Consider the following 21,934-nt stretch of genomic DNA (forward strand, 5'->3'; position numbering starts at 1 on the left):
TAGTTTTGCTTTCTCCCTAGGGCGCAGGCCCTGCGCCCCTACAGGGGGGTATCTTCTTTTTCAAAAATGTCTTTATCTATCCAGGATAGCCAGGTTTAGGGCAGCCAGGTGGCTTGCAGCCCGCCAAAGGGGAAGGGCTCAGGCTCTAACACCGCCGGTACAGCGGTCGGAGCAGATGCTTCTTCCTCACCATTCCCGGCCCCTTCGCTAGAATCGGCAATCTCTGCCATGGCCGTCTCTTCCCCCTCTGGCTCTAGGGGTTGTTGTGCCACAGGCAGCAGCCAGATGCGAGCACCCGCTTCGGCCTCTGGCCTCTGGCTAGCTAGGTCTAGAAGCAGCGATCGCCCGTCGGGGGCCACATTCATGTGAATGCGCTGCTGCTGGGGCAGACGCAGCAGGGGGGTGACCGCACTATCGGCCAGAGTGACCGCCAGCAACAGGGGCTGCTCTTCATAGGCATCAGTCGCCTGGAGGGTGCCGGGTTCAGGGTCGGACTGGCCCTCCACCAGCTCGCTGGCCAGCACGTAGAGCACCTGCCCCCCGGGGTCAAACTGGGCGTCGAGAATGGCCCCATTCACCCGCATAAGCTCCTCTTCGCGGCCCTGGTTGGTGACCAAAAACAGCGACTCTGTAAAGCGCTTCTCGGGGTCATCTTGGTTGAAGTTGACCATGGCGGCGGCCCCACCGTCGGCGGCCATGTCGAGCACCCGACCGTAGTTGGGCAAAAAGTCGAGAGGCTGACGGGGGCCTCTGGTGCTATCGCCCAGGTCGATAATGGCGGTGCCCTGACCCTGGAGCAGCAGCAGCGACTGGCTGTCGGGGGCGATCAAAAAGTCGCCGCCGGGCTCGGTTTCGATGGGTTGGGGTGCCTTGCCCTCCCGCAGTAGCCAGGGGCCAAAGTCGGCGGGGTTTTGCTGGCTGACCCGCTGCACAACGATGGTCTGCCCATCGGCAGAGAGGTCAAATTTGAGATTTTGGTAGTCGCGATCGTCGAGTAGCAGGGTGAGCTGCCCAGAGGCGGGGGCGGCGGGCTGAGGCAAGAGGCGCTGCCAGACCGGGGGGCGCTCGGCCATGAAGTCTTCGGGGGGGCGGGGGGTAAGCCCAGTGGTGACAGTGTAGATCTGCTGGTTTAGCAGGCTGCTCTCCTGGCTGGTATCGGTGGCGGAGAAGAGCACGCGATCGCCCAAAGGGTAGGGTTTAAAGGCCATCACCGCCAGGTTTTTGGGGGTGAGAATGGTGCGTTCTTGCCTGCCCAAATTAGCCATTACCAGACGATTGGCCTCATCTCCCGCCGTACCGATGTAGAAAAATGCTCGGGGCCGGGTCTCAAACTGGCTCTGAAAAGGCTCGAAGCGACTGGACCGACCGGTGCGGTCGGCGTAGCGATCGCGCGCCCCCGCCAGACTCACCGTAAACGACTCGCCGTAGGGCAGGGGGGCCGTCAGGGTGTAGGCCATGCGCCGCCCGGCCCAGCTCAGCTTGCCGGGCAGCGGCGGGTCGAGCTTGAGATTTGACTCCACGCTGGCCACATCCATCGGGCGACTGAAGGTGATCAAAAACGCCCGATCTTCAGCCCCCACTTGGCGCTCTTGCCAGGTAAAGTCGCGCACCCGCGCCGTGGCGTGATCGCCCGAAAGCATCAGCAGCCCGAGAGCGAGGGAGAGCCCTGCCATCACCACCAGGGCAAGGCGATCGAGGGGCTGGGTAAGACCCAGAGTACGAGTACGGCGGCGGGGGTGGCGACGGGCCATAGATCTAGTATTCGTAGGGGGTACGGGGTTCAGGAATTTCGGTCAGAGAGGCAGAACCGATGGTGAGCTGGCGCTTGCCGTCGAGGGTGGCGGTCTCTAGGGTGCCCTCAACCTCCAGCCAGGTGTCTGGGTCGGGGCGCGGAGTGCCCGCCGGTAGCACCACCGGCAAACCCACCGGGTAGGCGTCGGCGGCGCAGCAGGTGAGCACAAACCGCGAGATCATAAAATATTCCTCGGGCCAGCCGGGGATGTGGGCGACAAAGCCGCTGACCTTGGCGATCTGCCCTGCGTAGGCGTCGGGCTCGGGGTAGACGTTGAGGGTGCGCACCCAGTCCACAATGGTGCGATCGCTCGAATCGCCGCTAAGAGAAAAGCGCTGGGGCCGCGATCGCGTCTGACCCAGCACATCGGTAATGCCCCGCTGAAAGGCGGTCTCGCTGGCGAAGGGGCGCGGAGTGTAGATCAGGCCAAAGATGGCGATCGCGATCAGCAGGCCCACGCTTACCTGGCGAGGCATCAGTGCCATATGCTCTTGGCTGCGAATGGCCTGCCCTTGCCCCTGGCGATAGCTAAACCAAATCTGCACCACCCGAGCCAGACCCATGCCCAGCAGCAGCACCATAGCCAAGTGGGACAGCCACATGTAGTCGGGGTGTAGCAGCAGGTAGAGCTTCCCTGTCACCGTAAAGCGCAGCAGCATCACTCCCCACAGCAGCAGCATCGCGGCATCGGTGAGAGCCTGCCAAGGAATGGCACGGCGAGGTCGGCGAGAGATGGTAGGAGTGGAGGGAGTCATGGAAAGAGTGAGGCAATGGAGGGATGGGCTAGGGGTAAACGGCGACTTGCCCTTGGGGTCTACGGTTCACACCCGGATTTTTCTATGGGATTTTGGGCTACCCCATGTAGAGGTTCATCACCAACGTGAGCAGGAAGGTGAGTTGTGCCGCCAGCACAAATAAATAGATGATCGCTCGGCCCTTAAATACCGTCAGCAGCAGGCTGATGTTTTTCAGGTCGATCATGGGGCCAAAGACCAGAAAGGCCAGCAGCGACCCACTGGTGAAGGTAGAGGCAAATGACAGCGCAAAAAACGAATCTACCGTAGAGCAGATCGACACCACCCAGGCCAGGGCCATCATCGCCAAAATCGAGGTGATTGGCCCCTGGCCCAGGCTAAGGATAATATCGCGGGGGACAGCGACCTGGACAAAGGCGGCGATCGCACTGCCGATCACCAGTACGGCCCCTAGCTCTCGCAGCTCCAGCACCATATTGTCGACCATCATTCGCAGCCGGGCAGCCATCGGGGGTTGAGCAACAGCCACCTGGGCCATCACCTGGGCCGGTGGCGCATCGAGCTGCAGCACCTGCCCCCCCGACTGCATGAGAAACGTGCCCGACTTGAGCAGGGGAGAAACCTCAGGCTCAGGGAGAGACGCCGGGGAGGTGGGCGCAGGCTCCCCCATCATGCGAGTGAGGTTTTCCTGGAGAAAGGGGCGCACGTCTGCTTGGGCGCTGAAAATGAGGGCAATGGCGATCGCCACGATCAGCGTAAAGCCCACCCGCAAAAATACAATCTCCGGCTGGTCGCGAAAGGCAATCCACGTCGCCCAAAACACGATCGGGTTGACCGTCGGGGCCGCCAGCAAAAACCCGATCGCCACCGCCGTCGGTGCCCCCTTGGTCAGCAGCCGCCGCGCCACCGGAATGTTGCCACACTCACACACCGGAAACAGAAACCCAATTAGGCTCCCTGCCAAGGCCGCCAGCACCACATTCTTAGGAATGACGTTTAGCAGCTTTTGCTCATCGACAAACAGCAGCAGCACGCTGGAGAAAATTACCCCCAGCAGTAGAAAGGGCATCGCCTCCACCAGCAGGCTAAAAAATAGCGTAATGCCGTTATTGAGTTGAGTCATAGCATGGGCTGCGGTGCAGGAAACCCGACCTGATGCATAAACATCTATAGGTCGAAGCACATCTTAGCTGATCTCGATGGCCCTTGTCGGTGGGCGGGGATCGCTAACCCTCAGGCAACCCGCACTCTACCAGGCAGCTTGAAGCCTAAAAGCAACTTAAGCTTAGGGGATCTTTATAACTGGGCTGCTATGATTCGCAGCATATAACTTACTCCTTTCTACCCCCGGTCTAGGCCATGTTCTTTGACCCCATCTATATTCTGCTCGTTGCCATCCCCACCGGCATTCTGACCTTTTGGGCTCAGAGTAAAGTAAAAGGCACCTACCAAAAATACTCCCAGGTGCAGTCCACCATGGGCATGACTGGGGCTCAGGTAGCCCAGACCATTCTTTCCAAAAAGGGCGTTCAAGGCGTAAAAGTTGAACCGGTGGCTGGCGAGCTCACTGACCACTACGACCCTCGCGCTAAGGCGGTGCGCCTTTCCCAGGGTATTTATGGGTCTACCTCGCTATCAGCGGCGGCGGTGGCCGCCCACGAGTGTGGCCACGTGCTGCAAGACGTGGAAGACTACAAGTTTATGAATCTGCGGGCATCGCTGGTGCCCGTGGTTAACCTGGGTTCTAGCCTGGGGCCAATGCTGATTATGGCCGGTCTGATTTTCAACATTCTCAACCTGGCCTGGCTGGGGGTTTTATTCTTTGCCACGGTGCTGCTGTTTCATGTCGTGACCCTACCGGTGGAGTTCGATGCGTCTAGCCGTGCCCTCCGCCTGGTCGACGAGCTCGGCATTCTCCAGGGCGAAGAGCACAAAGGTGCAAAGGCCGTGCTCAGTGCGGCAGCCTGGACCTATGTGGCCACGGCATTTACCGCCCTACTCAACCTGCTCTACTACGTCATGCTGATCAATCGCCGTCGGTAGATGGGGCGATCAAGCTGGTGAGCTTAAGAAACAATGCTCTGGGAGACCTCAACTCCCAGGGCATTGTTTCTTAGAGACTTGCGTGGGAGTGGCCCACCGGGATGGTTTATCCTAGACCAAGCCCCAGTTTTGAATGGGTGTTTTCTTCTGCAGTCAGGTGCCCATGAAAGTTGCAATTACTGGAGCTACAGGGTTTGTTGGCAGTCGCCTGGTAGAGCGATTGCAGAGCGAGGGCCACAGCGTTGTGGTGCTGACCCGCAGCGTTGACCATGGTCGCCGGATGTTTCCTGCTGGGGCCTTTCCTCAGGTTGAGGTGGTGGGCTATAGCCCGCTAGAGTCGGGCGATTGGCAGAGCGGCGTACTCTCGGGCTGCGATGGGGTGGTGAATTTAGCGGGTGCGCCCATCTCCGAGCGCTGGAGCGACGAGCACAAGCAGGCCATCATGGACAGCCGCAAGATCGGCACTGAGAAATTGGTCGAGGCTTTGGCCAAGGCCGACCCCAAGCCCTCGGTGTGGGTCAATGCCTCGGCGATTGGCTACTACGGCACCAGCGAAACCGCTGCCTTTGACGAAACCAGCACCCCCATCGAAGATGACTTTCTCTCCCAGGTGTGTCAGGCCTGGGAAGGGGCAGCCCAGCCCGTGAAGGATTTTGGTACCCGACTGGTGATTTTGCGGTTTGGCATTGTGCTGGGCATGGGGGGCGCGGTGGCCAAAATGCTGACTCCCTTTCGTATGTTTGCCGGTGGCCCCATTGGCAGTGGTCGCCAGTGGTTTTCGTGGATTCACCGCGACGATCTGGTGAATTTGATTGTGCAGGCGCTGCAAAACCCGCAGATGGAAGGTGTCTACAACGCCACTGCCCCCAACCCGGTGAGAATGGATGAGTTTTGCAAGACTCTGGGCAAGGTGCTCAATCGCCCCAGCTGGCTGCCGGTGCCTGACTTTGTGCTAGAGACCATTTTGGGCGATGGCGCCCAGGTGGTGCTAGAAGGGCAGCAGGTGCTCCCTAAGCGGACTGAGGCCAGCGGCTTTAGCTACCAGTACACCCTGGTCAAAAACGCCCTTGACGAAATTGTGTAACCTGCATGGATATTGGTGAGCTGCGCCGCGACTATACCCAGCGGGGGCTAGACCTGCCCGATCTCAACCCCGACCCCTTTGCCCAGTTTGAGCTGTGGTTTAAGCAGGCCCAGGAGGCAGAGCTGCTGGAGCCCAATGCCCTCGTGCTCTCGACGGTGTCGCCCGAGGGCGCGCCCTACCAGCGCACGGTGCTACTCAAGTACTTCGATCGCGACGGGCTGGTCTTTTTTACCAACTACGGCAGCCGTAAGGCCCAGCACATGGCGGGCAATGCCCAGGTGTCGATGCTTTTCCCGTGGTACCCGCTGGAGCGGCAGGTGGCGATCGCCGGTACCGCTAGCAAAATCTCAGTTGCCGAGTCGCTGCGCTACTTTTCGTCGCGGCCTCGGGGCAGCCAGCTGGGGGCCTGGGTGTCACAGCAGAGCACGATTATTTCGTCGCGGCAGCTGCTCGAAATGCAGTTTGAGAAGATGAAGGAAAAGTTTCTCCATCAAGAGATACCTCTGCCCGACTTTTGGGGCGGCTATCGGGTTAAGCCCATCAGCTTTGAGTTTTGGCAGGGGCGATCGAGCCGCCTGCACGATCGCTTTTTGTACAGCCTGAAAGATGGGAATTGGGCGATCGCCCGGTTATCGCCCTAGCCCGGCCTGGGCGTCTAGACGTTGCCAAACCAATTCAAAGATCAGGGAAGTGCCGCTCTTGATCAGCGCTGGGGTGCGCAGGGTCAGGCCGTCGCCGCTGAAACTAAACTGACGTACCAGGGTCGTGCCCACCCGATTGGGGATCGAGGCGGTGATCAAGTGATGGTGGACTTGGTCACCGTGCAGGGTGTAGGTGCCAGCGTAGGCGCTAAAACTGACAAACGCCTGGGCCAGCTCTTCCACCGGTAACGAGTCTAGGCTAAAGGGCGAGGTAGGGTTGCCGCTGAGCCGGGCGCGATCGCGCCGCTCAAACATCACCATCATGTGCCCTGGCCCAGGGGCTGGGCCAGAGACCGGCGCACTATAGCTGAGATAGCCCACTGGGTCTGCACCATAGACTTCAGGGTCAACGGTGCCATCGCCATAGATAGCTCTGATGGCCGAGAGTCGCCAGTGGCCCACTAGAAGATTGGGGGGCTGGGGGAGAGGTGCCAAGGGTTAGTGGTCTAATCCTTGAGACTGCTGAAACTGACGTAGGGCGCGCTGGGTTTTTGGCCCGTCCACCCCGTCCACAGGGCCAGGATCGTAGCCGCGCTTGGTTAACTGCCGCTGCACCTGACGGGTACCTTCGGCCAGGCTTTCATCGAGCTCATAGATCAGCTCTAGGGTCTCGTCCCCTGGGTGGGCGTGGTCGGTTAGGTCGATTAGCTCACGCAGGCGCGCCTTGAGGTTTTCGTTGACCGAGGCATAGACGCGGCTATAGCTGCCCAGGCCAATGGCATGGTCAATGAAGTGATCTGCTTCGTTAATCCAAAAGTTAAGTCGCCCGTCCTGCTCCGCTAGAGCGAGCAAATCATCCATGCGCTGAGATTCGTTCTCGCTTAAGCTGGGTCGAGTGGCTAGGTGGCAGTATTCTTGCACAAGCTCAAGGCAGTCGGCCTCGGCGATGCCGGGCATTTGGTGCGCTAACAATTTACCCATGGTCTGACTCGCGTGGTTCGGTTCGGTATCAGGAGATTGTGCCTACCGCTCAGTCTGTAGTTTACCCGCTGCAGGCCGGGGCCGAGGAGAGGAGAAACCCCTACCTGGGCTAGTGCCCAGCCATTTTGTGGCCGATGTCGGCGATGTCGGCCTGTTCGACAGCGCTCTCGTAGACCAACTGGCCGTCGCTGATGACAAAAATGCGATCGCTCAAAGCCAGCAGCTCATCGAGGTCTTCACTCACCAACAGCACCGCTACCCCACGGTTGCGGGCATCGACGATGGCATTGTGAATTTGGTCAACCGCCGCAAAATCTAGCCCAAAGCAGGGGTTGGCGGCAATCAGCAGGTTGACATCGGGCGAAGATAGCTCTCGTGCCAGCACCGCCCGCTGCACATTGCCACCGGAGAGATTTTGAATCGGGGTTTCGGGCGCAGGGGTTTTCACCGAGAAGGCGGCAATTAGCTCCTGGGCCGCCGCGCGAATAGCACCCAGCATCAGCCACAGGCGTCCCCGTGCCTGGGGCGGACGGTCAAAGGTGCGCAGGGCCATGTTTTCGGCCACGCTCATACCCGGTACGCAGGCATTGCGCAGGGGTTCCTCGGGCAGGGCATAGACGCCGTGGCGCACCATTTCGGCCCGGGTGGCCCCGTAGGGTTCGTCATTGATTTTTACCTGGCCCTGGGCGGGCGATCGCTGCCCTGCCAGCACCTCGACTAGCTCCCGCTGACCGTTGCCCGACACCCCGGCAATGCCGACGATCTCGCCGCTGTGGACGGTCAGGTCAAGGGGGCCAAAGGCGATCAGGCCATTGTCTTTTAGCGCTGCCAGCCGGTGGGCTGAGAGCACCGCCCGAGGGGGGGCCTCTGACTGGGTTTTGTCTACGGCTTTGGTGACCCGCTCGGCCCCTAACATCATGCGGGCCATGTCGGCCACGGTGAGGTCGGCGACTGCCCCAGTGCCCGCCAGATGGCCCTTGCGCAGCACCGTCACCTCATCGGTAAAGGCCAGCACTTCGCGAAACTTGTGGGTGATCAGCAGTACGCTCAGGTGTCCGGCCTGCACTTCCTGACGCAGCAGCCCTAGCACCTCGTCGGCCTCGTCGGGGGTGAGCACCGAAGTGGGCTCATCGAGAATGAGAATGCGGCTTTGCAGGTAGAGCTGCTTGAGAATTTCGAGCTTTTGTTTTTGCCCCGCCGCCAGCTGGCTAATGGGCACATCGAGGTCAACCTGAAAAGGCGATCGCGCCATAAATCTGCCCAGGTCGGCGTACTCTTGCTTCCAGTTGATCACCTGGGTGTTGTCGTAGCGACTGAGCACCAGATTTTCGGCCACGGTCATGGCCGGTACCGAGGTGAAGTGCTGATACACCATGCCGATGCCGTAGTGGTGGGCATCTTTAGGGCTCTTGATCGGGTGCACCTGGTCATCGATCAAAATCTGCCCAGTGGTGGGGGTATAAAAGCCCATGATGCACTTCACCAGAGTACTTTTGCCCGCCCCGTTTTCTCCGAGCAGACCGTGAAAAGTACCGGGTTTAAGCGTCAGAGAGACATCGCTGAGCGCCACCAGACTGCCAAACCGTTTGGTCATGTTGACCACCTTCAGCTCTGGGGGTGCATCCAGGGTAATCAGGGCAGGAGCAGGCAGCGTGGTCATAGATATCAAGGGTGGATATCGACAGTCAGGTCATCATACTGCCACAGCCTCCTTTAGGGCTGTTAGCAAACGGTCATTTTCAGCCGGGCTGCGCACCGCTACCCGAAAGTAATCGTGGCCCAGCTCGGCAAAGCTCAGACAATCTCGAATTAGCACCCGATGCCTCCGCAGCAGGCGCTCTTGCAAAATCGGTGCCGGGAGCGCGGTTTTGACCAATAGGTAGTTGGCGGCTGCGGCCAGGGGGGCGAGGCCAGCCATCGCCTGCAACCCCTCGAACAGAGTTTTGCGGGCCGGGGGCAGCCACTGCCAGGTGCGGGCTTGAAAGGCGGTATCTTGGACGGCGGCGATCGCCGCTGCCGCCGCCAGGGTATTGACCGGCCAGGGGTCGCGCCAGCCCTGCCAGCGATGCAGGCGATCGGGGTGACCCAGAGCGTAACCAATGCGCAGCCCCGGCAGGGTATAAAACTTAGTCAGCGATCGCAGCACCACTAGGTTTGAATAGCGCTCAAGGTGGCCTATCAACGACTGCTGCCGGTCAGGAGGCAAAAAATCCATAAATGCCTCATCGACCACCACGAGAGCAAAGCGATCGAGCAGAGGCGCTAGGCTGTCTATCGAGAACAGTCGCCCCGTGGGGTTGTGAGGGTTATTGATCAGCAGGCCGGTCGCCTCGGGTACAGGCCAAACCCGAGCCGTCTCGGGGGGCTCTTGGTTCGCCAGAGTGACCAACGACAGCGGCCAGGGCCGTAGGGGAACCTGGAAAGCCTCAAGGGCGCGACCATAGTCGCTGAAGGCGGGCGTTAATAAATGACAACCTCCGGGGCCGGGGCTCTCAGCCATATCGCGGGCGGCCCAGGTGAGCAACTCAGCGGCTCCGTTGCCAGGCAGCACCCAGTCGGCATCGAGGTCGTGATAACTGCCTAGGGCGCGGCGCAGATCGCTGTACTGGGGGTCGGGGTAGTGGCTCAGCTGCCCCAGGGCAGCGGCCATAGCTTGGGTCACCGACTCCGGCGGCCCCAGCGGATTAATACTGGCAGAAAAGTCTAAAAGAGAAGTGGGGGAACAGCCGGCGATCGCAGCCGCCCAGGCTAAATTTCCCCCATGAACGGGTCGAACAGAAGGCGTGTGAGGGGAGGTAGAACTCAAGGGGCGGTTACTTGGCCACTTTTTCCTTGAACAATTTGCCCGCAGAAAAGGCAGGCACCTTAGTGGCTGGAATCACCATGGTATCGCCGGTTTTGGGGTTGCGCCCTTCGCGCTCTTTGCGCTCACGCCGCTCAAAGGAGCCAAACCCTACCAGGGTGACTTTTTCGCCCGCAGCTACGGCTTCAATGATGGCGTCGATGGTAGCAGAGATGACCAGATCAACTTCTTTCTTAGTCACGGGCTTGTCGCTAGCAGCGGAGGCCTTCTCAGCCACCGTATCGACGAGTTCGGCTTTGTTCATAACTGTCTCCTATGGGCAAAAAACACTGGAGTAGCAATCGCATTCTGGCAATCGGCCCAGAGGGTAGACACCACCCCGGTAGCCAGAATGGCTGAAACCCCTGTCAATCCAGAATTTCACTGCCCCATTTTAAGGGCAACCCCGAAAAAGTGGATCGCTAAAAGCTTTAATTTATGTGGATTTCGGGGTTTTTTAAGAAAGTTAACAGCAAAACACCCAGCATTCGCCTCTGGGCGGATCCTGGGTGTGGTCTAAAATCCCTGCTGAGTCAGAGTTGATCGATAGATTGGGGGACTTGAGCGCTTTAGGCGGCTTCGCCGCCCGTCCAGTTGATCCAGTCTTGGGGCTTGAGAAACACATCGTAGAGACGGGCTTCGGGGCTGTCGGGGGTGGGGGTGTAGCCGTACTCCCAGCGCACCAGGGGCGGCAGCGACATCAAAATGGACTCGGTGCGACCGTTGGTTTGTAGCCCAAAAATAGTGCCCCGGTCATAGACCAGGTTGAACTCGACGTAGCGCCCCCGGCGGTAGAGCTGAAACTGCCGCTGGTGGTCGCCGTACTCAGTATTGTGGCGGCGCTCGACGATGGGCACGTAGGCCGGCAAAAAGGCATTGCCGCAGTCGCGGGCGAAGTTAAACAGATCGTCCCACGAGCGCTGAGGCAGTTCGCCAATGCTCTGGCTGGTTTGGTCGGCGGCTTTGCCCTCGTCGGGGCCACGGTAGAGCAGGCCCTGGCCGTCTTGGTAGTCAAAGAAAATGCCGCCCACGCCTCGGGTCTCGCCCCGGTGCTTGAGGTAGAAGTACTCGTCACACCAGGGCTTAAATACTTTGTAATACTCAAGATGGTGGCGATCGCACGTCGTTTTCAACGTCTGGTGAAAGTGCACCACATCGTCATCAAAGGGGTAGTAGGGGGTGAGGTCAATGCCGCCGCCAAACCACCACACTGGCCCCGCCTCAAAGTAGCGATAGTTGAGGTGCACCGTGGGCACGTAGGGGTTGCGGGGGTGCAGCACCATAGAGGTACCGGTGGCATAGAACCGATGCCCCGCCGCCTCAGGGCGCTGCACTAAGATCGACGGCGGTAGGCGATCGCCCCACACCTCAGAAAAATTTACGCCGCCCTGCTCAAAGATGCGGCCCTGCTTGATCACGCGAGAACGACCGCCGCCGCCCTCGGGCCGATCCCAGGCGTCTTGCTGAAACTGGGCACCGCCGTCGAGGGCCTCTAGACGGTCACAAATGCTGTCTTGGAGCTGCTTCAGCATAGTGCTGACGCGATCGCGAGAGTCGGCCGGTGGCGCAGTGGTAACGGGCTTAGAAGCAGGGGTAGTGGTCATGGGCGTCGAGAAAACAATATGTTATGTCGGCAACAGTTTGAATATGCCACACTGTGGAATGGTCTTAGCGCAGAACTTAGGGATCCATTGGTTTGACCGCTGTTTGGTTTTACCTCTTTAGGGTCTATCGCAACCGGGTAAGTTCGCTATTGAATGAAGTTGTGCCAGTGGCAGCCGGGCTGGGCGGCAGACATCAGCCTCAACAGTACACAGCTTCCTCACGCTACCGTGAAACTACACCCCGCACCCGGCTCACCCTCCAGGTTGAGAGAAATGTTTAGAAACCCAACGCTCTGTAGCAAAAGCCCTTAGTTAAAGTCTCTTCCCTTAGCTGCCCTGGCTAATCGATGTCCGGCTCAATGTACCGCCATGATTGTTTTGACCACCTTCCCCAGCCGCCGTTGTCCCCAGGCTCTAGTCTGGAGACATAGCGGTAGAGTGCTTTGCCATGTTTAAAGCATGGTCATTCCCCCGCCCGTTTCTCACCCTGATGCATCTTATTCAGCACTGGGTGCAGGTGCAACGGCAGCTAGAAAAGTCTTACCTCATCGTCAGCAGCGCCTCTGTCGACGTGCTGTGGCAGACGATTATGAATTTGGCCGATGTCTCCTGGCATCCGCTGCTAACCAGCACCAATGCTCCCCAAGGGCTGAAGCCCAAGCCAGGGCTAATCTACCGCGCCTTTACCCGCCTTTGCCCCATTCCGGTCAATATATTTGTGGAGCGAGTGCAGCCCCACGAGCTGATTAGCGTGCGGGTACTGCCCATTCCTGGGCTCGAAGAGCAGGTGACTTACCACCTCAAGTCCACCCTCCGGGGAACCCAAATTTCCTACTCAGTTACCCTGCGGGGATGGCTGTCTCCCTTGGCTTGGTCGCTGCTGCGGCCCTACGCCGCCAAGGTTGCCTCGGCCCTGGCCGAAGCCGCCGAGCACGGCCCCTCCCCAGAGGGGGCAAACTCCCGCTTCCAGGCCTGGTAACCCAGTTTCGCCAAAGGTTGCTTGAGGCCACCATGATTCTGGGGGTGCCTGGCTACGCGTGGGTGGAGCCTTACCTCGGCGTTGTGCACCCCATCAAGCTCAGCTATCTAGAATGGTACTGACATCGGGCGAGACAGATCTCAGGGGTCATCCCACAGATGGGATGTGCATCTATGGCTGACCAGAGTTCAAAGTTTGAATGTTTTAGCTTTAGCCGTCGCCCTTAAGGCAGAACTGTCAATCTCCATAACTAAACGATCGCTTCACTGTTCTGTGAGGGAAATATAAAGAAAATTCAAGCAATTTGGGTTTGTCGTACCTTCACCAATTCTTGTCGTTCAAAATCCATCTAGATGTATGACCTAGCGGGTGAAGCTGATCGACTGGCGGCGGTTCAGCGCTATCACATTCTTGACACTCCCCCCGAAGCGGTATTTGACAGAATTACGGCGACGGCAGCGAGGGTGTTTGCGGTGCCTATAGCGCTGCTGACGGTGGTCGATCGCGATCGCATCTGGGTCAAGTCACGCTATGGCCTCAGCCTTGATCACCTCGATCGCGAGCCGGGGCTCTGTGCCAGTGCCATCGCCCAGCGGGGCCTCTACGTTATTCCGGATGCTCGCAGCGACCCGCGTGCCCAGGGCCACTCTCTGGTGTGCGGCGAGTTGGGGTTGAGATTTTATGCGGCAGCCTCCCTTACCACTGCCGATGGTTACGGTCTGGGGGCTCTGTGCATTATCGATCGCCAGCCCCGCCAGATTGCTCTTGAGCAGCTGCAAACCCTGGTTGACCTGGCTGCCGTGGTGATGGATCAGCTCGAACTGCGCCAGACTAACCGCCATCTCGTCAGCGCCGCCACCGTCCAGCAGCAGACGATGGTAGATCTCTACCATCGCGCGCCCTGGGGCTACCATTCCCTCGATGCCGATGGCCTCTTTCTAGACATCAACAACACTGAGCTAGGGTGGCTGGGCTACGATCGCGCTGCCGTAGTGGGCAAGCTGCGCTTTACTGATGTGCTCACTCCCTCTAGCCAGGCCACCTTTGCCACTCACTTTCCTCAATTTAAGCGCCAGGGACAGATGCAAGATCTCGAGTTTGAGCTGGTGCGGGCCGACGGCTCTACCCTGTGGGTGTCGATCAACGCTATGGCTGAGTACGACGACCAGGGCCAATACCTGTGCAGCCGGTCGACGGTGCACAACATTGGCGATCGCAAGCGCACCAAGACTGCCCTGCAGCAGATCAACCAATCCCTCGAAGCCCAGGTGAGCGATCGCACGGCCCAACTAGCCCGGCGCAACGCCCAACTCGAAGCCAGCAACCACGCCCTACACCTGAGCAACCAGCGCTTTCGCAACGCCTTTGACTACGCCGGCATTGGCATGGCCCTGGTCAGCCTAGAGGGAAGGTTTATGCAGGTCAACCAGTCACTCTGCGAGATCACCGGCTACAACGATGGCGAACTGATCGCCGCCAATTTTCAGTCGATTACCCACCCTGAGGATCTGGAGGCTGACTTAGACCTAGTGGCACAGCTGCTCAGCGGCACCATTGGCCACTACCACCTCGAAAAGCGCTACCGTCACCGCCAGGGCCATTGGATCTGGGCTAGGCTTAGCGTCTCGCTGGTGCGCGATGCCCAGTTCCAGCCCCTATATTTTGTCGCCCAGATCCAGGACATTGACGATCAAAAGCAGGCAGAAACGGCCCTGCGCCAGAGCCAGGCCATGCTGCTAGAGGCCCAGACTATCGCCCACATGGGCAGCTGGGACTACGACGTGGTTAACCAAAAGGTTACCTGGTCAGCCGAGAAGTTTCGTATTTTGGGCCGCGACCCTACCCAGGGAGAGCCCGACTTTGACGAGCTGTTGCGCCGCTACCATCCCGACGATGGCGACCAAATGCGCCAGGCTGTCGCCGAGGCCCTAGCCCTGGGCAAGCCCTACCGCCTGCATCTGCGCTGCACCCGCGAGGATGGATCGATTCGCCACGTTGAAGAGCAGGGCCAGGTCGAGCGCAATGCCGCAGGAGAGATCGTGCGCCTGTATGGCATCGTCCAAGACATTACCGATCGGGTGCAGGCCGAGCAAGACTTAAAAGAGGTCAGCACGGCTCTGGCCCTGGCGGTGGAGGGCATCTCTCGCCTAGACAATGCCGGGCGCTATACCCAGGTCAACCAGGCCTACGCAGCGATGACAGGCTATGCTCCCGACGAGCTGCTGGGCCAGCTCTGGCAGGTCACTGTGCACCCCGACGACCGCGATCGCCTCTGCACCGCCTACGAGACGATGCTCGTCCAGGGCAAGGTCAAGGTTGACTCCCGGGGGGTCAGAAAAGATGGCTCTACCTTTCACAATCAGCTGATGATGGTGGTCGCCCGCGACGACTGGGGCCAGCGCCAGGGCCACTACTGCTTTATGAAAGACATCAGTGAGCGCGTGCAGCTCGAAGCCGATCGCAGGCAAGCTGAGATCGCCCTGCAGGAGAGTGAAGAGCGCTACCGGCTGATGGTCTCAGCGCTGTCGGAGGGGCTGGCCATCGTCCAGAGCGATGGCACCCTGCTGACCTGTAACGAGAGCGCTGCCCGCCTGCTCGGTCTGCCCAGCGCCAGCCTGCTGGGGCGATCGCTGGCCGAGCTGGAGGGGCAGATCATTGGCGACGACGGTGCGGTGTGCCCGGTTGATGACCTGCCGCCGCTGGTCACCCTGCGCACGGGGCAGGCCCAAGCCAACCGAGTGCTAGGGCTTGTCAAGCCGAGGCACATCACCTGGGTCTCGGTCAACACCCAGCCCCTGCGGCACCCCGGCGAAACCCAGCCCTACGCTGTGGTGGTATCGTTTGCCGACATTACTGACCTGCGGCGATCGGAGGTGGCAGCCCTGAGGCGGCAGGCTGAGCAAGAGCGGCTGCTCAGCGACATTGCCCAGCGCATTCGCCAGACCCTCGATCTCGACGCCATTCTCAACACCACCGTGATCGAGGTACAGCAGTTTTTGCGCACTGATCGGGTCATGGTCTGCCGCATCGATGAGGGCAACCAGGGCACCATTATCGCCGAGGCCACCACCGTGGAACCCTCACTGCTGGGGCAGCAGGTACAAGCCACGCTCTCACCTGACTGGCGAGCCGGCCGAGTAAATGCTGCCCTGACGGCGGTGGCCGATCTAGATATTGAGGTCGCAAGCCAGTCTCCCATCGATCGACTCACCCAGGCGCGGGGCAAGGTGGTGGTGCCGATTGTGCAGCACAGCCGTCTGTGGGGCCTGCTGTTGGCCAGCCACAGCGAGCCCCGCCCCTGGCTGGCCTCAGAGCTAGAGGTGCTGCAGCGGCTGGTGACCCAGATTGCGATCGCCATTCAGCAGTCGCAGCTATACCAACGCCTGCAGGGCATGAATCACCAGCTCGAACACCTCGCCACCCACGACGGCCTCACCCAGGTGGCCAACCGCCGCAGCTTTGACACCTATTTGCAGCAGGAGTGGGCTCGGCTGGGGCGCGACCAGGATCCTCTAAGTCTCATTCTTTGCGACATTGACCATTTCAAGCTCTACAACGACACCTACGGCCACCCCGCCGGAGATGTTTGCCTACAGCAGGTGGCCCAGGTGCTAGAGCAGGCGGTCAAACGCCCTGCCGACCTGGTGGCCCGCTACGGCGGTGAAGAGTTTGCCATTGTGCTGCCCAACACCGACGCTGCTGGTATGGTCACCATTGCCCACGACATTCAGCAGATGCTGGCTGAGCAAGCCATCTTTCACGGGGCTTCGCCCCTGGGGCGATACATTACTCTGAGCCTGGGTCTGGCCAGCACTCTACCCACCCCAGGGCGATCGCCCCAGACCTTGATCGACGCCGCCGATGCCGCCCTCTACACCGCTAAAAATCAGGGCCGCGATCGCTACTGCCTGGCCCCAGAGAATGAGAGTGAACCGCAAGTTTGAATTCAGAGCGTTTACAATGCCGGAAAGTTAGGGTCTTGATCAGGATTTACCCGTGCCCAATCCAGCCATCAAGCGCAGCCCCCACCGTCATGAAAGGCAGTGGTTTAGTCTGCTGTTTCGCCTCCAGGGGTCGGTGATACCGGCCATTATTCCAAGAACGCTGCTGTGCTGCGTCTTTTCGGTGGCGGTGCTGTTGCTGTACATCCAGGGGTGGCCGGTGTCGTCGCCAGCCCTGGGGTCGCTGGTGCCCAGCCTGGTGCTGGGTCTGCTGCTGGTGTTTCGCACCAACACTTCCTACGAACGATTTTGGGAAGGGCGCAAGCTGTGGGGCAACGTCGTCAATCTGACCCGCAATCTGGCCCGACAGATGTGGGTGGCGATCGAAACGCCTCAGCCCGGTGACCTCGACGCCAAGGCCGCAGCGGTGCGGCTATTGCCTGCCTATGCGATCGCCATGAAGCACCACCTCCGCGGCGAACCGCCCAGCGCTGAATTGGCCGAGTTGATCAGCCCCGAGCGCTTTGCCAAGCTCCAGGGCATGAACAATCTGCCCTTAGAAATTGGCTTTTGGGTGGCCGACTACCTGCAAACCCAGCAGTGTCGAGGCACACTTAACCCCTACCAGCTCACCTACTGTCTCGAAACCCTCGATGACCTAGTCGATGCCCTAGGCGGTTGCGAACGCATTCTCAAAACCCCAATACCGCTGGCCTACAACATTCACCTCAAGCAGCTGCTGCTGCTCTACTGCCTAGCGCTGCCCTTTCAAATGGTGGAGTCGGTGGGCTGGGGCACACCCTTGCTAGTGGGGCTGATCAGCTTTGCGGTGTTTGGCATTGAGGAAATTGGCATCGAGATTGAGAACCCCTTCGGCCACGACTCTAACGACCTGCCCCTCGACACCATCTGTCGCACCATGCGGCAAAATACCGAAGATTTGATCTCGCTGGTGCCGGGCTTGGGGCGATCGCCCCAGGCGTTCTCCGCCACCCCGAGATGAGACAGCGCAGTCTACAACCTGCCCCTGGCGTAGAGCAGCCCGTAGACAAAGTGGTGTAGATCGGCTGATTTTAGCAGTCGCGATTTTCGAGGGAGCCGTCGGGCATGGTGGTATTGCAGAGGCGCACCATGCTGCGGTTGGTGCCGCGCAGGTTGGCCCCTTTGAGGTTGGCCCCCTCCAGATTGGCATTGCCGAGAATGACGCTGAGCATGACCGCACCGCTGAGGTCGGCGTTGGAGAGGTCGGCGTGATCTAGGTTGGCCTGGGTCATTTCGACATTTATGAGTTTGGCCCCCGAGAGGTTGGCCCCCGGCAGGTTAGCCCCATTCATCTGGGCACCCTCTAGGTTGGCCCCGGCCAAATTGGCGTCTTCCATGTCGCTGAGCATGAGGTTGGTGGCGCTGAGGTCAGCCCCTGAGAGATTGGCCCCGGTGAGCACGGCAATTTTGAGGTTGGCACCGTGCAGGTCACTGTTGCTGAGATCGGCATCGTTGAGAATGCACACCTGGCACTTTTTGGTGTCGAGTAGCTTTTGCACATCGTCGGGAATGGCAGCTTCGGCGGGGGCGAGGCCGATGCTCCAAAACATGAGGGCGATCGCCAGCAGGGCCAGTAGGCGTTTCATAGTCTGTAAAAATCCTGTCTTGAGAAGTTAGGTCTCAGTCATTCTCCCACTCAATGGGGTGGTGGGGTAAGGGGGTGCAGCGGATGCCCGGACAAGGGAACGGGGAGTGGAGCGAGGGGGCTACGGATAGCCCAGCCAGAAGTTGGCCGGGTGAGGGTGGCGGCGGCAGGGAGGCCAGTAGCACAACCGCTCTGCGGATAGGTCGGGGGCAGGCAGCGGCAGGTCTTGGGCCAGACAGAGGTGAGCGATCGCCTCTCTAAACTCCCTGTCGTGGCCAGTGGTCTGGGTCACGGCGTGGGCCAGCTCGTGAGCCACTAGCCTGGGCCAGTGCTCGGGCACAATACGGCCAGGGTCAACCATCAGGGTGATGGGGACGCTGTGGTGGTTACAGAAACCATCTACACCAGCAGCGGGGGCGATGGGCACAGCAAAAATCTGCACCCTGGGCCGCTGCTCCAGGGCAAAGCAGTCGAGCAGATCTAGCAGCATGGCGTCAAGCTGCCGATTGATGTGGTGAAGGTGCAACCCCAGCCAGGTCAGCGCCACCCCCGGCGGATCGGCCACGTGGGCCAGGCTAACCCAGGCGGGCTGCACCGCCAGGTCTCGCACCATACTCAGGTATTGGCTGCCCCACACCTCCGCTGCAATCTGGGGTGTAGAGGGCTGACGCCAGCGATCGGCGGGGTTGAGCCCGGTGGGGCTAGCGATCGGGGCAGGAGATGGGCGATCGCAATCCATAGGCGAGAGGGTAAAAGCGGCGGAGTGGGCAGGCCGGTTTGAAATCTGAATGACCCAAATTTTCCCACAGGTTCTGGGCGATCGGTCAGTGACGAACAATCCAGAGCGCTGATTTTCGCTACGGTCAATAGGTATACTCCGCCGTATATGCGCTGATGGCTCAACGGGTAGATTGTCTCAAAAGCATATTTTTTTCCTCAGTCAACGGGTGGAAGTTATATATTTAATAAAGAACCCTAGGTAAAACAAAGAACTTATCGCCCAGATTCATGGTTGCCACCCCTAGTCTTAGCTCTACCAGTCAGCTTCCCCGCACGGGGGAAGCCGAAACGCTGAGAAAAATCTTTACGGCAATCGATGCAGCTAGCTGCCCCCACACCTACAACTTTCACATGCACACCGCTTGCTCCGACGGCAAGCTCGCCCCCGCCGCTCTTATGGATCAGGTGGTAGACATTGGTCTACAGGCCTTTGCGATCACCGACCATCACACCCTTAGAGGCTACCATCAGGCCAAGGCCTGGCTCGAAGACTGGCAGTGGCGCAACCCCACATCCCTGCGCAGTCGCCGCCGTGGAGCGGTACCTCGGTTGTTTACCGGAGTAGAAATTACCGCCCTATTGGCCGAGACCGAGGTGCACATTTTGGGTTACGGGTTTGCGCCCCAGCACAGTGCGATCGAGTCTTACCTGCGCGGCTATGCCCCCAGAGGTGAAGACAAAAAGGCCGGAGCCGTTATTCAAGCCATTCAGGTGGCGGGGGGCATTGCGGTGCTGGCACACCCGGCTCGTTACCGAGTATCGGCCCAGGGTCTAGTGCCCATTGCCGCTGCCCTGGGCATCGACGGGGTCGAAGCTTACTACGCTTATGCCAACCCCGAAGACTGGTCTCCTTGCCCTCGCCACACGCCGGTCGTAGAGCAGCTAGCCCAAGACTACGGCCTGCTCACCACCTGCGGCACCGACACCCACGGGTCTAGTCTGTTGCGGCGGCTATAGCATGGTCGCCTACGCCACCATCAAGCAGGTGCTTGAGGTCACCCTAAAGCAGCAGGAAGTCCAGTACGGTCTGATCGATAGTGCTCTGCACACTCGCTCCTGGCTGCACCCTCAGCCCACCGAGCGGGTCTGTCTCTTTTTTCATGGGTTTACCGCTGGCCCCTACCAGATGGAGCCCATTGGCCAGCACTTTTACCGGGCTGGCTACAACGTCGTTGCCCCTCTGATGCCTGGCCATGGCCGCGCTGGACAGTGGGCTAAAGACAACCCACCACCGCTACCTACTGACGTCGAGGTATACCAAAAATTTGGCCTCCAGTGGTTAAATCTAGCTACCCTACTCGGCAAGCAGGTGGTAGTCGGTGGGCTGTCTGGCGGGGGTACCTTGGCGGGGTGGCTGGCCCTAGAGCGATCGTCCCAGGTGCATCGGGCAATTTTGTGTGCCCCCTACCTCAGTGCCAGCAGCAAAGTCATTGATCTGTTTGTCAAAAAAGTTGATACCTACTTTGCCTGGGCCACCCCGACTCCAGACCTGGCCTTAAAGTCTCCTGTGATGCTGGGGTATCCAGGGTTTTCTACCCCGGCTCTGCGGGCGGTGCTCGAGTTGGGTCAGTTTTGTCAGCAGCGGGTCAAAAACATCCCCTCTGCCCCCACGTTTATCATTTCTAGCGAGAGCGACAGGGCCGTCAGCAACTTCGATCACCAGCATTTCTTTGAGGCTGCTCTCCAGCACCAGCCTATGAGCTGGCATACCCTGTTTAATCGGGTGCTCGACATTCCCCATACGATGATGACAGCGCAAGAGGGCAACCGCTACCAGCATCTGCTCAACGTGATGATTCAGGCCTTTGTGGAGAGCAACCTGACCTGGGCTGAGATAGAAGAAATTGCCTATCGCATGACTAAAAACCGCACCTTTAATGCAGTGGTGGCAGAGCTAGGTTGGCAGGCCAAGGTCTCGAAAGACATGCCCGCTATGATGACTATGGTCAACAAATGGGCGATCGCTGTGAAGCGTGAGCTAAACGCAGATAGACCTGGTAATCGACCGAGACCGCCGCGCGATCGCTAAAAAAGCCTTAGTTTGGGAGAATGCCGTCTCCGCCTTTGGCGGGGTGGGTCAAAATGACTATATTAAAGTATCGGCTAAATCCGGCGAACCGCCGCCGCTAGCCTCAACTGACCCTCCCCTTCCAAGAGTAGCAAGCTTGCTTGAGCAGAAAATTTTCTTATCCCGAACTCAGATTAAAAAAAGCCCTGCCAGCGCTAAGGCGGGCAGGGATCGTGTCATGTCTGGTCGAAAGATTGTGGCCAAAGAACGAAACTGAAGTTTGCCAAGGCTATAGCCCAGAGCCAAAACCTTTGCTCATTTCCAGGCCAAAGGTGGCTAGGGATTTAGGAGTCCAGGTATCGTCCACAGTGCTTGGCGGGGTGGCGTCAGCGCCAAAAACATTGGCCAGCCACAGACCAAACTTGGTCAGCTGAGTCGTAGTCCAAGCTTTGAATACTGCCATAACTGTGCCTCTAGGAGCAGGAGTTCAATCAGAACGTGGCCTCTTGCCACTCCTAGACAGTAGAAAATCGCATCGCAGACTACAAAAAGTAGCTTGCATCTCACTATGAGTAGATTTGATACAAGAGTGCCCATCGCCACGATTATTGCGAAATAACACAGAATTGTTGCGACCTAAAAAGTCGGGATAAAATGTGATTGTATATACAGAAAAGAATTCGTTCATCCTGTTCCTCTTCAGAATTGCTCGCGTAGCCGACAGGACGGAAGTAGAGATGACCTCTCGAAGGAACGCTAACTACCCTTTTTGCCTTGGGAGGCTCGTTAACTATGAACACTGCTCTGATTGCTGGACTGGAAATTATCGCCGTGGTCACCGTGATGACGGTGGTGGT

General features: G+C 59.2%; 20 protein-coding genes and 1 riboswitch. Of the genes, 8 read left to right on the forward strand and 12 right to left on the reverse strand.

Translation table 11 applies throughout. The annotated features are described in order from the left end of the window. Nucleotides 1-95 precede the first annotated feature (95 nt). From AC0QKW_RS21605 to AC0QKW_RS21615, 3 genes are all read right to left on the reverse strand, one after another. Nucleotides 96-1,751 carry an Ig-like domain-containing domain gene (locus AC0QKW_RS21605; RefSeq protein ID WP_473153169.1) on the reverse strand — a complete coding sequence of 552 codons (1,656 nt, stop codon included), beginning with the start codon at nt 1,749-1,751 and terminating at the stop codon, nt 96-98. Between the two features lie 4 nt (nt 1,752-1,755). Next, on the reverse strand, nt 1,756-2,547 hold the full coding sequence (locus tag AC0QKW_RS21610; RefSeq protein ID WP_473153170.1) for a TIGR03943 family putative permease subunit: 792 nt from the start codon (nt 2,545-2,547) through the stop codon (nt 1,756-1,758). 97 nt (nt 2,548-2,644) lie between these two features. After that, the gene (locus tag AC0QKW_RS21615) at nt 2,645-3,670 is read right to left on the reverse strand and encodes a permease (protein WP_473153171.1); all 1,026 of its coding nucleotides are present in this window, start codon (nt 3,668-3,670) and stop codon (nt 2,645-2,647) included. Nucleotides 3,671-3,906: 236 nt separating this feature from the next. Here AC0QKW_RS21615 and AC0QKW_RS21620 point away from each other — a divergent pair, with 236 nt between their 5' ends. The 3 genes from AC0QKW_RS21620 (at nt 3,907) to pdxH (ending at nt 6,315) form a co-directional block, all read left to right on the forward strand. Then, nucleotides 3,907-4,590 (forward strand): zinc metallopeptidase, encoded by a 684-nt coding sequence (locus AC0QKW_RS21620; protein ID WP_473153172.1) that lies wholly within the window; start codon nt 3,907-3,909, stop codon nt 4,588-4,590. 163 nt (nt 4,591-4,753) lie between these two features. Beyond that, the gene (gene thyD / locus AC0QKW_RS21625) at nt 4,754-5,674 is read left to right on the forward strand and encodes a thylakoid membrane protein ThyD (protein ID WP_473153173.1); all 921 of its coding nucleotides are present in this window, start codon (nt 4,754-4,756) and stop codon (nt 5,672-5,674) included. Nucleotides 5,675-5,679: 5 nt separating this feature from the next. Beyond that, nucleotides 5,680-6,315, forward strand: coding sequence for a pyridoxamine 5'-phosphate oxidase (pdxH, locus tag AC0QKW_RS21630; protein ID WP_473153174.1), 636 nt, complete (start codon nt 5,680-5,682; stop codon nt 6,313-6,315). Here pdxH and AC0QKW_RS21635 read toward each other — a convergent pair. The 6 genes from AC0QKW_RS21635 to hemF all read right to left on the reverse strand — a co-directional run bounded on the left by AC0QKW_RS21635 (nt 6,304) and on the right by hemF (nt 11,742). Beyond that, nucleotides 6,304-6,810 carry a lipocalin-like domain-containing protein gene (locus AC0QKW_RS21635; protein WP_473153175.1) on the reverse strand — a complete coding sequence of 169 codons (507 nt, stop codon included), beginning with the start codon at nt 6,808-6,810 and terminating at the stop codon, nt 6,304-6,306. The two genes, pdxH and AC0QKW_RS21635, sit on opposite strands and share 12 nt — an antisense overlap. Before the next feature lie 3 nt (nt 6,811-6,813). Beyond that, entirely contained in the window at nt 6,814-7,296 is a 483-nt protein-coding gene (locus AC0QKW_RS21640) for a peptidoglycan-binding domain-containing protein (RefSeq protein ID WP_473153176.1), read from the reverse strand. A gap of 109 nt (nt 7,297-7,405) precedes the next feature. After that, nucleotides 7,406-8,956, reverse strand: a complete 1,551-nt coding sequence (locus tag AC0QKW_RS21645; protein WP_473153177.1) for an ABC transporter ATP-binding protein — start codon at nt 8,954-8,956, stop codon at nt 7,406-7,408. 33 nt (nt 8,957-8,989) lie between these two features. Continuing rightward, complete coding sequence (gene cobD / locus AC0QKW_RS21650) at nt 8,990-10,102, reverse strand: threonine-phosphate decarboxylase CobD (protein WP_473153178.1); 1,113 nt, start codon at nt 10,100-10,102, stop codon at nt 8,990-8,992. 7 nt (nt 10,103-10,109) lie between these two features. Continuing rightward, on the reverse strand, nt 10,110-10,403 hold the full coding sequence (locus AC0QKW_RS21655; protein WP_473153179.1) for an HU family DNA-binding protein: 294 nt from the start codon (nt 10,401-10,403) through the stop codon (nt 10,110-10,112). 304 nt (nt 10,404-10,707) lie between these two features. Beyond that, nucleotides 10,708-11,742, reverse strand: a complete 1,035-nt coding sequence (gene hemF / locus AC0QKW_RS21660) for an oxygen-dependent coproporphyrinogen oxidase (protein WP_473153180.1) — start codon at nt 11,740-11,742, stop codon at nt 10,708-10,710. A gap of 490 nt (nt 11,743-12,232) precedes the next feature. Between hemF and AC0QKW_RS21665 the strand changes: the two genes are divergently transcribed. From AC0QKW_RS21665 to AC0QKW_RS21675, 3 genes are all read left to right on the forward strand, one after another. Then, nucleotides 12,233-12,721, forward strand: coding sequence for an SRPBCC family protein (locus AC0QKW_RS21665; protein WP_473153287.1), 489 nt, complete (start codon nt 12,233-12,235; stop codon nt 12,719-12,721). A gap of 353 nt (nt 12,722-13,074) precedes the next feature. Next, on the forward strand, nt 13,075-16,665 hold the full coding sequence (locus AC0QKW_RS21670; protein ID WP_473153181.1) for a sensor domain-containing diguanylate cyclase: 3,591 nt from the start codon (nt 13,075-13,077) through the stop codon (nt 16,663-16,665). A gap of 52 nt (nt 16,666-16,717) precedes the next feature. Beyond that, nucleotides 16,718-17,665, forward strand: a complete 948-nt coding sequence (locus tag AC0QKW_RS21675) for a bestrophin family protein (protein ID WP_473153182.1) — start codon at nt 16,718-16,720, stop codon at nt 17,663-17,665. A gap of 70 nt (nt 17,666-17,735) precedes the next feature. Here the strand turns inward: AC0QKW_RS21675 and AC0QKW_RS21680 are convergent, their stop codons facing one another. Next, the gene (locus AC0QKW_RS21680) at nt 17,736-18,290 is read right to left on the reverse strand and encodes a pentapeptide repeat-containing protein (RefSeq protein ID WP_473153183.1); all 555 of its coding nucleotides are present in this window, start codon (nt 18,288-18,290) and stop codon (nt 17,736-17,738) included. 120 nt (nt 18,291-18,410) lie between these two features. After that, a complete protein-coding gene (locus AC0QKW_RS21685) occupies nt 18,411-19,028 on the reverse strand; it encodes a hypothetical protein (RefSeq protein WP_473153184.1) in 618 nt (205 codons plus the stop codon). Between the two features lie 269 nt (nt 19,029-19,297). Between AC0QKW_RS21685 and AC0QKW_RS21690 the strand changes: the two genes are divergently transcribed. Both AC0QKW_RS21690 and AC0QKW_RS21695 read left to right on the forward strand, forming a co-directional pair. Beyond that, nucleotides 19,298-20,026, forward strand: a complete 729-nt coding sequence (locus AC0QKW_RS21690; protein ID WP_473153185.1) for a PHP domain-containing protein — start codon at nt 19,298-19,300, stop codon at nt 20,024-20,026. A gap of 1 nt (nt 20,027) precedes the next feature. Next, nucleotides 20,028-21,098 (forward strand): alpha/beta hydrolase, encoded by a 1,071-nt coding sequence (locus tag AC0QKW_RS21695; protein ID WP_473153186.1) that lies wholly within the window; start codon nt 20,028-20,030, stop codon nt 21,096-21,098. Nucleotides 21,099-21,366: 268 nt separating this feature from the next. Here the strand turns inward: AC0QKW_RS21695 and AC0QKW_RS21700 are convergent, their stop codons facing one another. Continuing rightward, nucleotides 21,367-21,540: a hypothetical protein gene (locus AC0QKW_RS21700; protein WP_473153187.1), complete on the reverse strand. Its 174-nt coding sequence runs from the start codon at nt 21,538-21,540 to the stop codon at nt 21,367-21,369. A gap of 216 nt (nt 21,541-21,756) precedes the next feature. After that, nucleotides 21,757-21,837, forward strand: a riboswitch (Glutamine riboswitch). The last annotated feature ends 97 nt before the right edge of the window (nt 21,838-21,934 follow it).

This window comes from Pseudanabaena sp. PCC 9330 (genome assembly GCF_055795045.1).

What these genes read in the sequence shown, in the direction of transcription:
- AC0QKW_RS21605 (WP_473153169.1), bottom strand. Translation starts at nt 1,751, where the DNA reads ATGGCCCGTCGCCACCCCCGCCGCCGTACTCGTACTCTGGGTCTTACC.
- AC0QKW_RS21610 (WP_473153170.1), bottom strand. Translation starts at nt 2,547, where the DNA reads ATGACTCCCTCCACTCCTACCATCTCTCGCCGACCTCGCCGTGCCATT.
- AC0QKW_RS21615 (WP_473153171.1), bottom strand. Translation starts at nt 3,670, where the DNA reads ATGACTCAACTCAATAACGGCATTACGCTATTTTTTAGCCTGCTGGTG.
- AC0QKW_RS21620 (WP_473153172.1), top strand. Translation starts at nt 3,907, where the DNA reads ATGTTCTTTGACCCCATCTATATTCTGCTCGTTGCCATCCCCACCGGC.
- thyD (WP_473153173.1), top strand. Translation starts at nt 4,754, where the DNA reads ATGAAAGTTGCAATTACTGGAGCTACAGGGTTTGTTGGCAGTCGCCTG.
- pdxH (WP_473153174.1), top strand. Translation starts at nt 5,680, where the DNA reads ATGGATATTGGTGAGCTGCGCCGCGACTATACCCAGCGGGGGCTAGAC.
- AC0QKW_RS21640 (WP_473153176.1), bottom strand. Translation starts at nt 7,296, where the DNA reads ATGGGTAAATTGTTAGCGCACCAAATGCCCGGCATCGCCGAGGCCGAC.
- AC0QKW_RS21645 (WP_473153177.1), bottom strand. Translation starts at nt 8,956, where the DNA reads ATGACCACGCTGCCTGCTCCTGCCCTGATTACCCTGGATGCACCCCCA.
- AC0QKW_RS21655 (WP_473153179.1), bottom strand. Translation starts at nt 10,403, where the DNA reads ATGAACAAAGCCGAACTCGTCGATACGGTGGCTGAGAAGGCCTCCGCT.
- hemF (WP_473153180.1), bottom strand. Translation starts at nt 11,742, where the DNA reads ATGACCACTACCCCTGCTTCTAAGCCCGTTACCACTGCGCCACCGGCC.
- AC0QKW_RS21665 (WP_473153287.1), top strand. Translation starts at nt 12,233, where the DNA reads ATGCATCTTATTCAGCACTGGGTGCAGGTGCAACGGCAGCTAGAAAAG.
- AC0QKW_RS21670 (WP_473153181.1), top strand. Translation starts at nt 13,075, where the DNA reads ATGTATGACCTAGCGGGTGAAGCTGATCGACTGGCGGCGGTTCAGCGC.
- AC0QKW_RS21680 (WP_473153183.1), bottom strand. Translation starts at nt 18,290, where the DNA reads ATGAAACGCCTACTGGCCCTGCTGGCGATCGCCCTCATGTTTTGGAGC.
- AC0QKW_RS21685 (WP_473153184.1), bottom strand. Translation starts at nt 19,028, where the DNA reads ATGGATTGCGATCGCCCATCTCCTGCCCCGATCGCTAGCCCCACCGGG.
- AC0QKW_RS21690 (WP_473153185.1), top strand. Translation starts at nt 19,298, where the DNA reads ATGGTTGCCACCCCTAGTCTTAGCTCTACCAGTCAGCTTCCCCGCACG.
- AC0QKW_RS21695 (WP_473153186.1), top strand. Translation starts at nt 20,028, where the DNA reads ATGGTCGCCTACGCCACCATCAAGCAGGTGCTTGAGGTCACCCTAAAG.
- AC0QKW_RS21700 (WP_473153187.1), bottom strand. Translation starts at nt 21,540, where the DNA reads ATGGCAGTATTCAAAGCTTGGACTACGACTCAGCTGACCAAGTTTGGT.